Consider the following 16,139-nt stretch of genomic DNA (forward strand, 5'->3'; position numbering starts at 1 on the left):
ATAAACCCCAATCAATTTGTCAAACCATTGGTTGGACATGGTGTAAACTTTGCACCAGCTCTTGCGCTGAAACGATATGTTGTTTTAAGCCAAGATCTTTGGCTTCGATGCCGAAAGCGAGCCCTAAAAGTTGTGTGAAATACAGAATGGGAATTTCAGCCAGCTCTTTATGCTGCTTTATGATTTTTTTCTGATAAACTTCCAGATTAAACTGACACAGGGGGCACACCGTGGCAATGCAGTTTGCGCCGCGCTCCAGCGCTTCTTTTAAAAGAATGTAGTTCAAACGTAAGCCCACATCGGCAATGGTGCCGGTCAATGAGCCGCCGCAGCAGCGCGTTTTTACCGGATAGTCGATCACTTCGGCTCCCAGAACATGAAACAAATGATCCATGGTCTCGGGGTAGGTCGCGTCGTCAAATTCCTGAAAAGGGCGGACGATCTGACAGCCATAATAGGGGGCCACTTTAAAGGCGCGCAGCGGCAATCGTGTCCGATTGCGGATGGCCTCAAGTCCCACATCGTTGTACAAAACTTCCAGAGGATGACGCACGCGAACCGTCCCTGAATACGTTAAGTTGGCGGCCGTAAGGGCGGCGTCCACTTTTTCTCTGATTTCCGGATATTTCTGGATGTAATCTTTGGTTTTGAGTAAAGTTAAATAACACGCGCTGCAGGGCGTTACAATATCACGTCCCAGAGTTTCGGACAGCGCCAGATTTCTTGAAGAGAGCACAAAGGAGGTTATCTCGTCCACGGACATGTAAAAGGTGGCGCCGCAACAATTCCAGTCGGGAAGCTCTTCCAGCTTTAATTCAAGGGCTTCAAAAACCTGCAAAAGGGAAGCTTCATACGATTTTGCCGTGCCTTTAATGGAACAGCCCGGGTAATAGGTGTATGTTTTCATGATTATGCCTCCACAGCCTTGAGCATGGTTTTAATTTGTTCTTTGTTTTGCACCTGTTCCTTCTTTAATGAAAGCCTGCCGGCGCGCATTAAGCTCCAGCCAAGCGGCGCCATGCGCAGCAAATGAAGCAAGCCGATTTTTAAAGCCAGCGTCATCACCAGCCGACTTTCGGTGATGCGGCCGTTCTTTTTGACCATGTTGACAAAGGAACGCGCCAGAATGGGAATGGCAAAACGGCGCCTGGGCAAAACTTTTTCTTCAATGGCGCGCCGCTTTAAACCGTACATGATGTCGGTAATTTTGATGTCCTTCGGGCAATTGACCGTGCAGGCATAGCACGAGGCGCATAACCAGATGGTAAAGCTCTGCAGCACGTCGTCCTTAAAACCGGAATCGGCCATGGCCATTAAACGGCGGGGCGTGATGTCCATGTAAATGCTAACCGGACAGATACTGCTGCAGGTGCCGCACTGCATGCATTCTCGCACCCGTTCTCCTCCCGGAATGGTGCTCAGCCAGGAGGTAAATTCGGGATTTAATTCGTTTTCGTACTTAACTTTTCGCAAAATTTGCATGGTTCTCTCCAACGAATTCTGGTTTTACCTGTTAATACTAAATTCAAATATGGTGCCAGAAAGATGAAGAAATGGCCAACTCACTGAAAAATAAAATCTTACATGAGAATGGTAGCTGCATGGCAAAAAACGAAAAAAAGCAAAAACGTTTCCTTAAGATGCGCAGGCGGGTAAAAAGGAAACGGTTGCCGCAAAAACAGTAGGGGAGAGTAATTGGTTTATATCGGTAAAAGTTAAAATAACAGTGAAATAGCCCATCAGGTAAAAACCGCATTCGGGGTGTTACGATTTTTACATTTTTTATTGCACAATATTGTATTTTTTTTACATATTATATTTGGCGGCTTGAGCGCTGAAAATGTATGGCGCCGGTGAGTTAATAACTGTTAAAACAATTAGTTAGGCGGCTTTAATGCTTTTCGTTCAAAGATGAGTTTAAAAGTTATTGAAAACATGTAATCGTAAGTTGGATTAAATCAGGGAACCCGTAATGCCAAATTTACAAACCAAACAAACTAAAGAAAAAAAAGAGAAAATCTCACTATTCAATAGGATCCTGGAATGGGTGGAAATTGGCGGAAATGCTCTTCCGCATCCGGCTACATTATTTGCTTTGTTTGCCGTGGCCACTCTTATCCTTTCCGCCGTAACTCACTATATGGGGTTAGAGGCCATCCATCCGGGAACCCAGGAAATGATCAAACCGGTTAATCTTATATCGATAGAAGGGCTTCATCGAATCATCCTGGAGATGGTGGAAAATTATACCAGTTTTGCGCCTCTGGGCATTGTGATGGTCGCCATGCTGGGGATTGGGATGGCCGAAAGCAGCGGTATGATCAATGCGCTGATCCGTCTGCTGGTTTTATCTGCTCCCAAGCATTTGCTGACTTTTATTATTGTTTTTTCCGGAATCCTTTCCAATGTGGCCAGCGATATTGGCTATGTGTTGCTCATCCCTCTGGCCGGCGTAATTTTTATGGCTGTGGGCAGGCATCCGATAGCGGGAATGGCTGCGGCATTTGCCGGCGTATCCGGCGGTTTTAGCGCCAACCTTTTTATTGGCACCATTGACCCGCTGCTTGCCGGTTTGTCCGAAGAGGCGGCGCGCATCATCGATCCGGATTATCTGGTCAATCCTACTGCTAATTATTATTTCATGGCCTTTTCAACCATCGTCATTTCTCTGGCGGGTACATGGGTTACGGAAAAGATTGTTGAGCCGCGACTCGGAAAGTACAAAGGCGACGTGCCCATCGAGAAAATTGAAACGTTGTCTCCCGATGAGAAGAGAGGATTAATTTATTGTACGATTACCTCCGTTTTTATTTTAGGGGTGATTTTACTTGGCATATTACCGGCTAACGGATTTTTAAGAGGACCTGACGGCAGCATGCTTAATTCCCCACTGATTAAAGGCGTGGTGGCCATGCTCTTTGTCGTGGCTGGAACGTTAGGGCTTGTTTACGGTTTTGCTTCCGGAAAATTTAAGAATGATACCGACGTGGTCAACGGGATGAGTAAGGCCATGCAAACGCTCGGTCTTTATCTGGTGCTGGTCTTTTTTGCCGCACAGTTTGTGGCCTATTTTAAATGGTCGAATTTAGGCGTTATTTTTGCCGTACAAGGCGCTGATCTTTTAAAATCTTCCGGTTTGGGGGTTATTCCGCTGATGATTATTTTTATTATTCTCTCGGCTTCCATAAATATGTTAATGGGCAGCGCTTCGGCAAAATGGGCTTTGATGGCGCCTATATTTATTCCCATGTTTATGCTGCTGGGCTACTCGCCGGAGTTAACTCAGGTCGTTTACAGGATTGGCGACAGCGTTTCTAATATTGTTTCTCCCATGATGAGTTTTTTTGCGCTGATTATTGCCTATTTCCAGAAGTATGAAAGTAATACAGGAATTGGCACCATTATCGCCACCATGCTGCCATACTCCATTGCCTTTTTCTTTGTGTGGACAGCCCTGCTGATCGTGTGGTTAGTTTTTGGTTTGCCTTTAGGGCCCGGAGCGGAACTGCACTACACGCTATAGAAAAAGGGAGAATGGCCCTGTCAGGTAAAAAGTACAGACATTGACTTCCGGGGAGGCTTTATGTCAGGCTAAGTAACTCGTGCGTGCTTCCAATGTCAATTTGAAGTCCAATCAGCACATTTAAAAAACCTTACGGGGGCAGGGAAGCCCTCGTAAGGTTTTTAATATGGAGAAAAATCAGGTACCCATTTCCCAGGAAGAGAGGTACTGTTTTTGTTCTTCGGTTAGCTCGTCGATCTGGATGCCCATGGTTTCCAGCTTGGCGAGGGAAATCCAATTTTCGATTTCCGCCGGCACGTCGTGAACGGCCACGGGTAGATCGTTTTTAAGCGCGTACTCGGTGGTTAAGGCCTGGGTGGCAAAACTCATGTCCATCACGCTTGCCGGATGACCTTCGGCAGCGGCCAGATTAATCAAACGGCCCTGCGCCAGCAGAAAGATGCGCCTTCCGTCCTGCAGCACGTACTCATCCACATTGTTGCGCACGTTTTCATGTTTTTCTTTGGCCAGCGCTTCCAGATCATCGATGTTAATTTCCACGTTAAAATGACCGCTGTTGGCCACAATAGCTCCGTCCTTCATCCGTTCAAAATGTTCTTTACGAATCACATGAATGTCGCCGGTAATGGTTACGAACAGGTCGCCGATTTTAGCGGCTTCGCTCATGGGCATTACCCAAAAGCCGTCCATGGCCGCCTCCAGAGCCCTGATGGGATGGACTTCGGTAACGATCACGTTGGCGCCCATGCCTTTCATGCGCATGGCAAAGCCCTTGCCGCACCAGCCGTAGCCGGCGACCACCACTTTTTTGCCGGCCACCAGAAAATCCGTGGCGCGAATGATGCCATCTACCGTGGATTGTCCCGTGCCGTAGCGGTTGTCAAACAGGTATTTGGTCTCTGCGTCATTGACGGCAAATACGGGGATTTTTAACGCGCCGTCGCGATGCATGGCGCGTAGACGAATGATGCCGGTGGTGGTCTCTTCCATGGAGCCTTTGACGTTTTTTAATTTGTCCGGATATTCGGCGTGCAGCGTGGAAACCAGGTCGGCTCCGTCGTCCATGGTAATTTGCGGATTGTGTTCAATGGCTGTACGAATGTGTTCGTAATAAGTTTTGTGATCTTCGCCGCGGATGGCAAAAACAGAAATATCGTAATCTTTTACCAGCGAGGCCGCCACATCATCCTGTGTGCTGAGCGGATTGGAGGCCACCAACACCAGATCGGCGCCGCCGGCTTTAAGCGTGCGTGCCAGATTGGCCGTTTCGGCGGTTACATGCAAACAGGCAGACATGCGCATGCCGGCCAGCGGCTGGTCTTTTTCGAAACGCTCTCGGATTTTGCGCAAAACGGGCATGTCGTTATCCGCCCATTCGATCCGTTTTTTTCCCTGCGGCGCAAGGTTAAGGTCTTTAACATGATGTTTAACCATGAGTCATCCTTTCTTGTTAATTTATGTTAATTATTTTGAATCTCATTTAAAACGTAGGTTTATTTGCGTAAAAAAAATGCCTTTGCCCGCAAACGGCGGCTTTGCCGAGTTTACGGGGCGTGTGCAGGACTAAAATGTGCCGTCTTACCGTTTTTCAAACAGATACCTGCGAACCGCCAGGCCTGCTCTGGAATGCCATTGCTGGCTTGCCGCTAATTTCATTTGATTGTCTTTTGCCCAGCGTTCGACGGCGGCGGGCGCAAAGCCCAGCCAGATGTCGTGCATGGTGTCGGCCAGTTGCCTGTTGTTGTGCCGCTCAAAATCGACGATTACCAGATGGCCTTTTGCTTTAAGCAGCATGGCTGCTGTTTCGAACCATCCCGGCGGATGCGGTAAGTGATGCAGAACCAGGGTGGCAAAGATCAGATCTACAGATTGCGGACGCAGGGGAATTGTTCTCAGGTCAGCGCGGACGACCCAAAGATTTTGCAAACCGAGCGTACGCTGAATATGGCGCAAATATCTTACAAATCGTCGGTTTATATCAACGGCAATCACCTGCCGGGCTTTTAAGGCGCAATTAATGGCCACCATTCCGGTCGCGCTTCCGGCGTCCAGCACGGTTTTGTTCTCCAGTTCTGGCAGCTCTGAAAAGATTTGATGCAGGTGATCTAATGTAAAGAACTGTTCGCGTACCAGATCCCATTGTTGCCTGATGTTCGAAAAGTAGCGCTGACTCTGCTCAAAAATATTTCTCAGGATCGGCTGATCGGTGACCTCCGGTTTGACAAAGCGCAATACATCTTCCAGCGGGAGTTGCCGGGCGGCGCGCTTTAACCAATCGGGCAAAAAGAACAGTTGATATTGTTTTTTAAAATTGTTGCGCGCACGACTCAGCAATGAAGTGACCGCCGCTTCGCTCAAACGGAACTCACTCGCCAGCTGCCGGTAATCCAGTTCTTCAATTTCGCGCAACAAAAAGATTTTTCGCTGTCGTTCGGGAAGCGCCTGTAGAGCAAATTGAATGGCTTCGTCGTCGGTTTTTGCGTGCGGGGCGTCAAGCGTCTGGTGATGCGCCTCCAGTGGTTGGGCGGCCCGTCTATTTTGATCGCGATAGTAATTGATCACCTTGTTGCGAGCTACCGTGTAAAGCCAATTTTTCAAAGAACGATCGGGATTGAGTCTATCTAAATTTACCAGCGCCTGGTAATAAACTTCCTGAAATAAATCTCTGGCTACTTCGCCGTCTTCCACGGCGCGTTTCAGATAGCCTAAAATTTCTCCCTCATAGCTGTGCAGTACCTGCCAGATTTTGCGATACTTCTTATTCATATACACCCGAACGTTCAATTTCTTTCGCTGTAATTTAAAATTTTTTGTCAATTAGAAAAATAAAAAAGAAAGGTGTGCATGCAGCTCCAGATTATCAGATTAAAACAGAACGTGTTGATGGAAAATACGATGACGGTTTTTTATTCTTGAATTTCTGATTGTAAAACCTTTACGCGTTCCATTTTATTTTGGCCTGCGTAGAACTGAATTAGCATTTTGAGCAGTTTCTTTTTGCGCACGCCTTTTTGATAGGCCCTCTCGAACTGTTGCACTGCTTCGTGTGCGTTGCCAATAGCCTGATAGTACAGCCCACGGTAATAGTAGAGCAAAGCTTCGGGAAAATGGCGATTTTTGCGCACGCCGGCCAACAAATCGAAGTAGGCCTCCAGGTTTTGCGTTTTTAACAGGGTTTCAAAGGCCCATTCCGCCTGTTCTTTTGAAAGGCATTCCCCGCAATGACTGCGCGCATAAAAGCGGGCGGCGCTAAGAGAATCGCCTTTGGACATGGCCAGGTCTGCCCTGATAACAAAAAAGAGGGGCGAAACAGGACGCTCCTTTCTTTTTTGTGTGAGACGATATTCGTCCAGAAGATTCTCGGCCTGCCTGATTTCATTTTGTTGAAGACGAATCTGGGCCAATTTTAAAAGAAAATCCACACTGTCCGGAGCCTCGATGTAAGCCTTACGAAAGTAATAAGCCGCCTCATTAGGCCTTTGGGCCTGTAGCGCCAGTTCGCCCAGTCGTTTTAAAATCTCAGGCGCATGGGAGCGTAACGTAAGAGACTTTTTGTAATAAAACACAGCAGAATCGCTCACCTGCATGGAATCGAAAATTTGCGCCTTAAAAACATAAAACAGGGAAATCTTGTGGTTCAGGCGAATGGCGCGATTGATTTGTTCCAGCGCTTTAGGCGTATCGCCCCGAATTTTGCTCTGGACGGCCATCTGATAAAAATAAAAAGCGGAGGGTTGCTGCGCCCTTACGGGCGGATCCATATTGTAACACGACCAGAGGAGAAAAATCGAAAAAACGGAAACCAAAAAGTTCTTGCTGATGCTATTCATTTTAAAAACTTAAATTCCGTTTCCAGCCATTCCTGCATGCGCATATATTTCTGTTTTCGTTCCACAGAATCCACGGAATTCGATGCCTGGCGGATTATCTCCTGATAGATCAGTTGAACGTAAGAGGCGTCGTCTTCCCGCAACCAGTCACAAATTAATTGTTTAATCTGTTCATTCCATTTAGTCAGCGATGATAAGCGGGCTAAAATTATGGCGGAAACCTGTTTCATCAATGGATCGGTGGATTTACGGTAATGTTCCAGTATGGGCAGCACATTGTGTAAATTGTTCTGGGCATGGTACTCCAGCGATTGAAGAGTGAACTGGCGCAGGTTTTTATCCGGATCGTTTAACAACTGTTGCAAAACCGACTGCAAACCGTCAATAGGTCCAAAGCGCCCGATCATTTCGGCTAATGTTCCTTTGTCGTGAACGGCCTTTTGCGTCGTTTTCTGAAAAAAACGGTCCAGCGCCGCAGGAAGCTCTAATAAACGTTCCTCGTCGATTTCATCAGGCGCATTAACATCAAGCGCCTGACAGGCATGGATTAAAAGGTTGGTGGCGTTCCGCAATTTCCATTTGGTCGGATTGGTATTCAAATAAAAATCAAACAACTCCTGTAAATTAGCCATTAATTCTCCGTTAAACCTGGATTAAATAAATTGATTAAAACTTGTAACCGATTTTGCGCAAAAACTCTTTTCGAACTTTAATATCCTCATCGGTTTCAATGCCTTTAGTCTTAACACCGTCAACCACGCCAAGGATGGCCCGCCCCATTTCGGTTTCGGCAATAATGACTTCCGTTGGATTGGCGGTCGCGCAAAAAATTCTGGTGACTTCGGGCACCATTTTTATGGCATTCAGAATGTTGATGGGGAAGGCATTGCCCAGAAAAATGATGAAACTGTGGCCGGCGGAAAGATTCATGGCGTTCTTTTTAGCCAGCTCGATCAATTCCTGATCATTGCCGGAATAACGCACCAGAGCCTGCTGTGAAGCCTCGCAAAAGGCCAGGCCGAACTTGATCCCCGGATTGACGTTGACAATGGCTTCGTGCAAATCTTCAACGGTTTTAATGAAATGGGAATGGCCTAAAATAAAGTTCATCTCTTCCGGCTTTTCGATTTTGACGACTTTAAGTTCCATCTTTGCCCTCCTATTCTTTTTATTGCTTAATTTAACAGATTTTTTGAAATAAGCAATAAACAAGTAACGCGGAAAATCATTGCCCGCGATTCTCCGGGCCGGCCTTTACTTACATAATGCCGGAATTGGAATTAAAGGTCAGAGTTATTCATCAAATTTAGCATCCTGCGCAGCCCCCTTTCCATTTCCGGAAAATATTCACAAAATGTCAAAGAAATCTTTGTTATTATTTTATAAAAATATTAAATTCCCTATCTTGAATAGCAAAATAAACCGCTAAATAAAAACAAAGGTAACAGGATATGAGCTACTGGTCTAATTCCGAACAAGATATCAAAGCTATGCTGAAAACCATTGGCGTAAAAAATTTTGAAGAGTTAATTGCCAATATTCCCGAAGATCTTAGATTCAAAGGACAATATCAAATTCCCGACGGGCTTTCTGAGATGGAGGCGCAGAAATTATTAGAAGAGCTTGCCGCCGAAAATCTGCCATTGATTCCTTTTGCTGGCGCCGGCGCTTACGACCACTACATACCGGCCATTGTAGATGAAATTGCATCTCGCCCCGAATTTTACACCTCCTACACGCCCTATCAGCCGGAGGTAAGTCAGGGCAATTTGCAGGTCATGTACGAATTTCAGTCGTTAATTTGCGAATTAACGCAGATGGATGTTACCAACGCTTCCATGTACGAGGCCGGTTCGGCATTGGCAGAAGCCATTTTGCTGGCTTTAAGCCACACGCGCAAACAAACGGTATTGTTGCCTGCCACTCTGAACCTGCGTTATAAAAAAGTGATTGAAACCTATTTGCGCCACATGGACGTGCAGATCGTTGAGATTCCGCAGAAACATTTTACGCTTGATCTGGAATTTTTAAGACAAAATATTGACGATAACACCGCCTGCATTGTGGTGCAAAATCCGAATTATTTCGGCTTTCTGGAAGATGTGGAAGCCATCAATCAATTACGCGCCGCTCACAAGGCCCTGCTGATTTATGCCTACGATCCGATATCGCTGGGCATTTTAAAAACGCCGGGAGAGTATGAAGCGGATATTGCCGTGGCCGAAGGGCAGGCATTGGGTAATCCGCTAAATTACGGCGGCCCGTTTGTGGGGTTGTTTTCGGCCAGAGAAACGTTATTGCGCAAAATGCCGGGGCGCATTGCCGGCGAAACAAAAGACGTTGACGGAAAAAGAGGCTACGTTTTAACCCTGCAAACGCGCGAGCAACATATTCGTCGCGAAAAGGCAACTTCCAATATCTGCACCAATTCGGGCCTTTTAACCGTTCGGGCGGCGATTTATCTTTCGGCTTTAGGAAAGAAGGGCATGCAGCAGGTTGCCAGCCTGTGTCTGAATAAGGCGCATTATCTGGCAGAGGGCTTAACCAAATTAGCGGGAATTAGCCTGGCCGTCGAAGCGCCGTTCTTTAAAGAATTTACTATTAAATTGCCAGTAAATGCCGATACTGTGATTCAGCAATTTGCACAGAAGGGCGTGCTGGCCGGCGTCAGTTTGCAACATCTTGGCCTAAAAGACCACTTACTGGTGGCCGTCACCGAGAAAAGAACCAGGCAGGAGCTGGATCATTACATCGAAATCATGAAATCAATTTTAGATTGAGGGAGTGTATGCCGTCCATTTTGATTGCCGATGACAATCCGGAGATGTTAGAGACTCTGGAACGCATTTTTGCTCTATATGAGTTTGACGTGCACAAGGCCGAAAACGGAAAACAGGCCGTTGAAATCGCTGAAAAGGAATTGCCCGATCTGGTCATTCTCGATGCGAAAATGCCGGTCATGGATGGCTTTGAAGCGTGCAGGATTTTAAAGAACAGTCGTAGCACGCGCGATATTCCGGTCGTCTTTTTAACGGCCAACTACATTCAGCCCAATGATCGCGTCACCGGTTTGCAATTGGGCGCAGACGATTATTTGCTAAAACCGTTTAACTCCAAGGAGCTGGTGGCCAGAGTCAAGAGCATCATCAAACGTAATGAAATATTACGCATGCTCAAAGATGAAAATCATCGACTGGCAGAAACCACCAAAAAGATCAAAAGAGAACTGAAGGCCTTTTTGGAACATAATCAGGCGGTCAGTGAAAATCCCATGATTGACCATTTAACCGGTCTTTACAATTTCAATTTCTTTAAGATTCGTCTAAAAGAAGAAATTCAAATTTCGGCTCGTTACAAAGCGGAGTTTGGTCTGGCCGTTGTTTTGATCGAAAATTTTGATCAGATTAACGAAGTTCTCGGTCATCAACTGGGCAACTACATTTTAATGAAAATGGCCAATTTTTTGCTGACCAAAACGCGTAAGGCCGATGTTCTGGCGCGTTCCGGCGAAGGTCTGTTCTACATTTTGATGCCGCACACCGATGCCGAAGGCGCTTACATCGAATCGGAGCGAATTCGGGTGGTGCTCTCGACCACGGACTATTTAGACGAAGAAATTCTGGAAACCCTGCATCCCGGAAAGAGAAAGATCAGTGAATTGCAGAATCTGGTGGTGAAAGTAGGCGTTGTTGCAGCTACCACCGAACAATTGCAAAAAGAAACCGTTGATTCTCTTTTACAACGTTTGAGTCGTTGTCTGGATATTGCCAGAGAGAAAAACTACAGTGTGACCATTGCCGAAAACAAGATCGAAGAGGAGTAAGTAAGCATGTACCGAAAATTGATTTTTGAATTGAGTAAAGAAGGACGCGAAGGGCACACGTTGCCCCGCTGCGATGTTCCCGTAAAAAAGAATGAAGATTTGATTCCTGATAAATATTTGCGTCATAAAGCGGCCAATTTACCACAGGTGGCAGAAAACGAAGTTGTTCGACATTTTGTAATGCTTTCCACTTTGAATCATCATGTGGACAAAGCTTTTTATCCGCTGGGTTCCTGCACCATGAAATACAACCCCAAAATAAATGAGCGGCTGGCCGGTTTGCCCGGATTTATGAATTTGCATCCCGAGCAGCCAGCAGAAAAGGTACAGGGCGCTTTACGGTTGATGTACGAGCTGGGCGAGCTGCTTAAAGAAATTACCGGCTTCAGCGCCATTACGCTTCAGCCCGCAGCCGGCGCCCAGGGAGAACTGACCGGTTTGCTGCTGATTAAAAAATATCACCAGATGAAGGGACGTCAACGCACGGTTATTCTGGTGCCCGATTCGGCGCACGGCACCAATCCCGCATCCGCCGCCATTTGCGGTTTTCGGATTAAAACCGTTCGCTCCACAGAGCAGGGATTGGTGGATATGGAAGATTTAAAAGCAAAAACCGATGAGAATGTGGCGGGCATCATGCTCACCAATCCCAGTACGCTGGGTATTTTTGAGACGCAGCTAAAAGAGATTCGCGCCGTGATGGACGAAGTGGATGCCCTGATGTACATGGATGGCGCAAATTTAAACGCCCTGTTCGGCATTGTTCGTCCGGGAGAAACCGGCTTTGACGTCATGCACATCAATTTGCACAAATCATTTTCCACGCCCCATGGCGGCGGCGGGCCGGGCTCGGGACCGGTGGCCGTAAACGACAAACTAAAAGATTATCTGCCCGCGCCGATTATCATTGAAAAGAACGGACGTTATTTGCTGGAATACAATTTGCCAGAGAGCATTGGCAGCGTTCATACGTTTTACGGCAATTTTGCCATTTTTGTGCGGGCCTACGCCTACATCCGTATTCTGGGCAAAAGCGGCTTGCCCCAGGTGACGCGCCATGCGATCATTAACGCCAATTATCTCAAAGCGCAGTTAAAAGAGCTGTTTGAATTGGAATATCCCGCGCCAACCATGCACGAATTTGTCCTTTCGGCCGAAAAACAGAAAAAACGCGGCGCTAAGGCTCTGGACATTGCCAAACGGTTATTGGATTATGGCGTGCATCCGCCCACAGTTTATTTTCCTTTGATCGTTAAAGAGGCGATGATGATCGAACCGACCGAAAGCGAAAGCAAAGAGATGCTCGACGTATTTGTGCAGAGCTTAAAACAGATTGATCGTGAAATTGACGAAAATCTGGAAACGGTTTTACAGGCGCCGCACAATACGCCGGTTCGGCGGCTGGATGAGGCTGGCGCGGTTAAAAATCTGAATATTAATTATTTTAAGAATAAAGTTTAAGAGAGCTCGGAGCTGGGATGGGAGCCAAAATTCTGATTGTCGATGACAATCCTAATGTATTAAGATTATTGAAAATTTCGCTAACCAAAGCCGGTAAGGATTACGAGATCATCGAAGCAGAAAACGGTGAGCGCGCTTTTGAAATCGCCAATAAAGAAAAACCGGACCTCATTATATCGGATGTGATGATGCCCCAGATGGATGGCATCGAGCTGTGCTGGATGATCAGAGAAAATTCTCAAATTCCGCTGGTGCCGTTTATCTTTCTCACTTCTTTTGATGATCCGGAAATGGAAATTAGAGGTTTCAGAGCCGGCGCCGACGAATATTTGAGCAAGCCGATCGACCGCAAGCTGTTACTGCGCCGCGTTGAGGAACTTTTAGCTCGTTCGCAAAATGTAAAAAAGATTGAAGATCGCAGCGAAAAACAGCAGGGCTTTGCCGGTGATTTGCGCGATCTTTCGCTGGTAGAGGTGCTGCAGATGCTCAATCTGAATAAAAAGAGCGGTCTGCTAACCGTTAAAGGAAAAGTTTCCGGAACCATCTATTTTAAAGAGGGCCAGGTCTGGCATGCTAAAAGCGATAATCAGGAAGGCGAAGCCGCCATGTACGAGCTTGTGCCCCTGGAAGAAGGCACCTTTCAATTTAGATCGCAACCGATCAATGTGCAGCGCAATGTGCATAATTCGACCATGAATGTAATTATGGAAGCATGCAGAATAATGGATGAAGCCCGGCATCGCGAAGAGTCGGACTCTTAAAAAAGGCGCTTTTTTAATCATTTTAAAAGATTAGTCAAGGCTGATGGGGGGAGCGACGTCCGCCCGGTTAAAATTTGTGAAAAGCAAGACATATTCCTGAAATGTAAGGCCGTTTAAAACGTGTAAACAAAAGGAGAATGTCATACAGAAAATGAAGAAGATAAATAAAGAGATCATCATCATCGGCGGCGGCCCTGCGGGATTAAAAGCAGCCGAAATCGCCAGACAAAAAAAGATCGATTACGTGATTCTGGAGCGCGGTAAGCCAGGCCAGTCCTGGTCGGAAATTCGTCCGGATATGCTGATGCTTTCTCCCTGTTTGCCGCAGCGCGATTGGACCAGCCTTTCCAGCAAACTGCCCATCTGGAAAATGGATGTTTTGCGTCCCTATTGCACGGCCGCGCAATTTGCCCGCTATCTGGAAGCCTACTGCGACTTTTTTCAGCTTGATGTGCAAACGCACCAGCCTGTGCTTTCAGTGGATCGCGATGCCACCGGCTATGTGGTTAAAACCAAAACGCACGAATACACGGCTCCCATTTTGCTGGTAGGCACCGGGATTTTTGGCAATCCCTATTTCCCGGAAATCCCGGGCATTAAAGACAATCCTTATGTGATGCATTCTCATTTTTACAAAGACAAAATGGATTTTAAAAACCAGCGGATTCTGGTGGTTGGCGGCGGTAATAGCGCAGCGGAAACGGCGATTGATCTTGTGGGGTATTCGCTGGTTTACCTGGTTACGCGCGATGAATTGCAATTCTTCTCGGACACCAGAAAACTGTACCACATTCGCGGCGTGTACGAAAGTTATTTAAAGGAACTGATCAGCATGGAGATCATTCGCTACAAGGCCTATCAGAAAATTACACATGTTGATCAGAATGTGGTCTATTTTAAAAACTGGCAGTTAGAGGTCGATAAGGTTATCTTTGCCACGGGCTATCATGGTGATTTGAAGGTGCTTAAAAACTTTAAAATAGGCGTGAACAGAAAGAACTATCCTGATGTTACCGAAAGCGGAGAGAGCATTCAGTATCCACGCCTGTTCTTTATCGGCCCCTTATTTTTTCTGGGCTTTTCTACCAATGTCATTCATGGTTTCGTAAAACAGATTCCGAAATCTCTGGATAAGATCGAACAGCTCTTAAGGGAGCTTTAATGGGGGATTGAACTTACTTGACTTCCATCGGTTAAAAAAATAAATTAGTCGGTTAAAAAAATCAGAAATTGCTAAAAGAGAGGTGTGAAATGTTTTTAGACAATAAAGATTTTAAGGTAAAAGTGGGCCTGGCAGAGATGTTGAAAGGCGGTGTGATAATGGATGTTACCAACGCCGAGCAGGCTAAAATTGCCGAAGACGCCGGCGCGGTGGCGGTAATGGCTCTGGAGCGCATCCCTGCCGATATTCGCGCTCAGGGCGGCGTGGCGCGTATGTCCAATCCTAAAATGATTAAGGAAATTATGGAAGCCGTGTCCATTCCGGTAATGGCCAAGTGCCGCATCGGTCATTTTGCCGAGGCCCAGGTTTTACAATCCATTGGCGTCGATTTTGTGGATGAAAGTGAAGTGCTAACGCCGGCAGACGATAAAAATCACATCTGGAAGCACGATTTTAAAGTGCCCTTTGTTTGCGGCTGCCGCGATTTAGGCGAAGCCCTGCGCCGCATAGCCGAAGGCGCGGCTATGATTCGCACCAAAGGCGAGGCTGGCTCCGGGAATATTGTGGAAGCGGTTCGACACATGCGTTCTGTCGTTGGCGAAATGCGTCGCATTACCAATATGAATTACGATGAACTGACCAGCTACGCCAAAAATTTAGGCGCTCCGCTGGAACTGGTTCTGTACATTAAAGAAAACGGAAAACTTCCCGTGCCCAATTTTTCGGCCGGCGGCATTGCCACTCCTGCCGACGCCGCCTTAATGATGCAATTAGGCGCCGAATCGGTTTTTGTCGGCTCCGGTATTTTTAAATCTGAAGATCCCGAAGCGCGAGCAAAAGCCATCGTATTGGCCACCACACATTACGACGATCCGGATGTGGTCGCCAGAGCCAGCGAGGGACTGGGCGAGGCCATGCCCGGACTGGAAATGAGTCAGATTCCGGAAGAGGAGCAGTTAAATAAGAGAGGCTGGTAATTGAAACAGAAAATTGGTATTCTTTCTTTACAGGGCGACTTTTTAAAACACAAGCAGGCCATTGAACAGTGCGGACACGAGGCGCTTTATGTGCGAGATGCCGAAACGCTGCAAAAATGCGACAAACTGATTATTCCCGGCGGCGAATCCACCACCATGCTTTTACTAATCGACAAGCTGAATTTGCGTGAAGCGCTGGTGGATTTCGGGCAGACTAAAGCCATCATGGGCACCTGCGCCGGTTTAATTGTTCTGGCCACAACGCGCGAGCATCTGCCATCGGATCCATTAAAGTTGATTGACATCAAAGTTAAACGCAATGCTTACGGTCGCCAGGTCGATTCATTTATTGACACGGTACGGCTTGAATTTGAAGGAAAAGAAACCACCTTTGAAGGCGTGTTCATCCGCGCGCCCAAAATTGTGGAACTGGGAGCCGACGTAAAACCGCTGGCCTATCATGGACAGGATGTGGTAATGGCGCGCAACCAGCGGATTATGGTGGCCACCTTCCATCCGGAACTCACCGACGACTCGACCATTCATCGTTACTTTATTGAGAATTTTGGATAAGCAAACAAAAAAGGAAATAAATAGCCACG

At 46.8% G+C, this 16,139-nt stretch carries 15 protein-coding genes; 8 read left to right on the forward strand and 7 right to left on the reverse strand.

Annotated elements, in window-relative coordinates; all coding sequences use genetic code 11:
* Window positions 1–19 precede the first annotated feature (19 nt).
* Entirely contained in the window at window positions 20–907 is an 888-nt protein-coding gene (locus Cabys_RS08925; protein ID WP_006930009.1) for a CoB--CoM heterodisulfide reductase iron-sulfur subunit B family protein, read from the reverse strand.
* A 2-nt stretch (window positions 908–909) separates the two neighbouring features.
* A complete protein-coding gene (locus tag Cabys_RS08930) occupies window positions 910–1,482 on the reverse strand; it encodes a 4Fe-4S dicluster domain-containing protein (RefSeq protein ID WP_006930010.1) in 573 nt (190 codons plus the stop codon).
* Between the two features lie 490 nt (window positions 1,483–1,972).
* Here Cabys_RS08930 and Cabys_RS08935 point away from each other — a divergent pair, with 490 nt between their 5' ends.
* Window positions 1,973–3,523: an AbgT family transporter gene (locus tag Cabys_RS08935; protein ID WP_006930011.1), complete on the forward strand. Its 1,551-nt coding sequence runs from the start codon at window positions 1,973–1,975 to the stop codon at window positions 3,521–3,523.
* 177 nt (window positions 3,524–3,700) lie between these two features.
* Here Cabys_RS08935 and ahcY read toward each other — a convergent pair whose 3' ends face one another.
* The 5 genes from ahcY to Cabys_RS08960 all read right to left on the reverse strand — a co-directional run bounded on the left by ahcY (window position 3,701) and on the right by Cabys_RS08960 (window position 8,502).
* Window positions 3,701–4,957, reverse strand: a complete 1,257-nt coding sequence (ahcY, locus tag Cabys_RS08940) for an adenosylhomocysteinase (protein ID WP_006930012.1) — start codon at window positions 4,955–4,957, stop codon at window positions 3,701–3,703.
* A gap of 144 nt (window positions 4,958–5,101) precedes the next feature.
* Complete coding sequence (locus Cabys_RS08945; protein WP_006930013.1) at window positions 5,102–6,289, reverse strand: sigma-70 family RNA polymerase sigma factor; 1,188 nt, start codon at window positions 6,287–6,289, stop codon at window positions 5,102–5,104.
* A 140-nt stretch (window positions 6,290–6,429) separates the two neighbouring features.
* Window positions 6,430–7,353, reverse strand: coding sequence for a tetratricopeptide repeat protein (locus Cabys_RS08950; RefSeq protein WP_006930014.1), 924 nt, complete (start codon window positions 7,351–7,353; stop codon window positions 6,430–6,432).
* On the reverse strand, window positions 7,350–7,985 hold the full coding sequence (locus Cabys_RS08955) for a HEAT repeat domain-containing protein (RefSeq protein WP_006930015.1): 636 nt from the start codon (window positions 7,983–7,985) through the stop codon (window positions 7,350–7,352). The genes Cabys_RS08950 and Cabys_RS08955 overlap by 4 nt, the downstream gene beginning before the upstream one ends.
* Window positions 7,986–8,019: 34 nt before the next feature.
* Window positions 8,020–8,502, reverse strand: coding sequence for an adenosine-specific kinase (locus Cabys_RS08960; RefSeq protein ID WP_006930016.1), 483 nt, complete (start codon window positions 8,500–8,502; stop codon window positions 8,020–8,022).
* A 302-nt stretch (window positions 8,503–8,804) separates the two neighbouring features.
* Here Cabys_RS08960 and gcvPA point away from each other — a divergent pair, with 302 nt between their 5' ends.
* The 7 genes from gcvPA to pdxT all read left to right on the forward strand — a co-directional run bounded on the left by gcvPA (window position 8,805) and on the right by pdxT (window position 16,110).
* The gene (gene gcvPA / locus Cabys_RS08965; RefSeq protein ID WP_006930017.1) at window positions 8,805–10,133 is read left to right on the forward strand and encodes an aminomethyl-transferring glycine dehydrogenase subunit GcvPA; all 1,329 of its coding nucleotides are present in this window, start codon (window positions 8,805–8,807) and stop codon (window positions 10,131–10,133) included.
* Between the two features lie 8 nt (window positions 10,134–10,141).
* A complete protein-coding gene (locus tag Cabys_RS08970; RefSeq protein ID WP_006930018.1) occupies window positions 10,142–11,176 on the forward strand; it encodes a response regulator in 1,035 nt (344 codons plus the stop codon).
* 6 nt (window positions 11,177–11,182) lie between these two features.
* Window positions 11,183–12,637: an aminomethyl-transferring glycine dehydrogenase subunit GcvPB gene (gcvPB, locus tag Cabys_RS08975; RefSeq protein WP_006930019.1), complete on the forward strand. Its 1,455-nt coding sequence runs from the start codon at window positions 11,183–11,185 to the stop codon at window positions 12,635–12,637.
* 17 nt (window positions 12,638–12,654) lie between these two features.
* Entirely contained in the window at window positions 12,655–13,398 is a 744-nt protein-coding gene (locus tag Cabys_RS08980; protein WP_006930020.1) for a response regulator, read from the forward strand.
* A 151-nt stretch (window positions 13,399–13,549) separates the two neighbouring features.
* A complete protein-coding gene (locus tag Cabys_RS08985; protein ID WP_006930021.1) occupies window positions 13,550–14,560 on the forward strand; it encodes an NAD(P)/FAD-dependent oxidoreductase in 1,011 nt (336 codons plus the stop codon).
* Between the two features lie 89 nt (window positions 14,561–14,649).
* On the forward strand, window positions 14,650–15,537 hold the full coding sequence (gene pdxS / locus Cabys_RS08990) for a pyridoxal 5'-phosphate synthase lyase subunit PdxS (protein ID WP_006930022.1): 888 nt from the start codon (window positions 14,650–14,652) through the stop codon (window positions 15,535–15,537).
* Window positions 15,538–16,110, forward strand: a complete 573-nt coding sequence (gene pdxT / locus Cabys_RS08995) for a pyridoxal 5'-phosphate synthase glutaminase subunit PdxT (protein ID WP_006930023.1) — start codon at window positions 15,538–15,540, stop codon at window positions 16,108–16,110.
* Window positions 16,111–16,139: the final 29 nt, after the last annotated feature.

The organism is Caldithrix abyssi DSM 13497 (assembly GCF_001886815.1).
Taxonomy (GTDB): domain Bacteria; phylum Calditrichota; class Calditrichia; order Calditrichales; family Calditrichaceae; genus Caldithrix; species Caldithrix abyssi.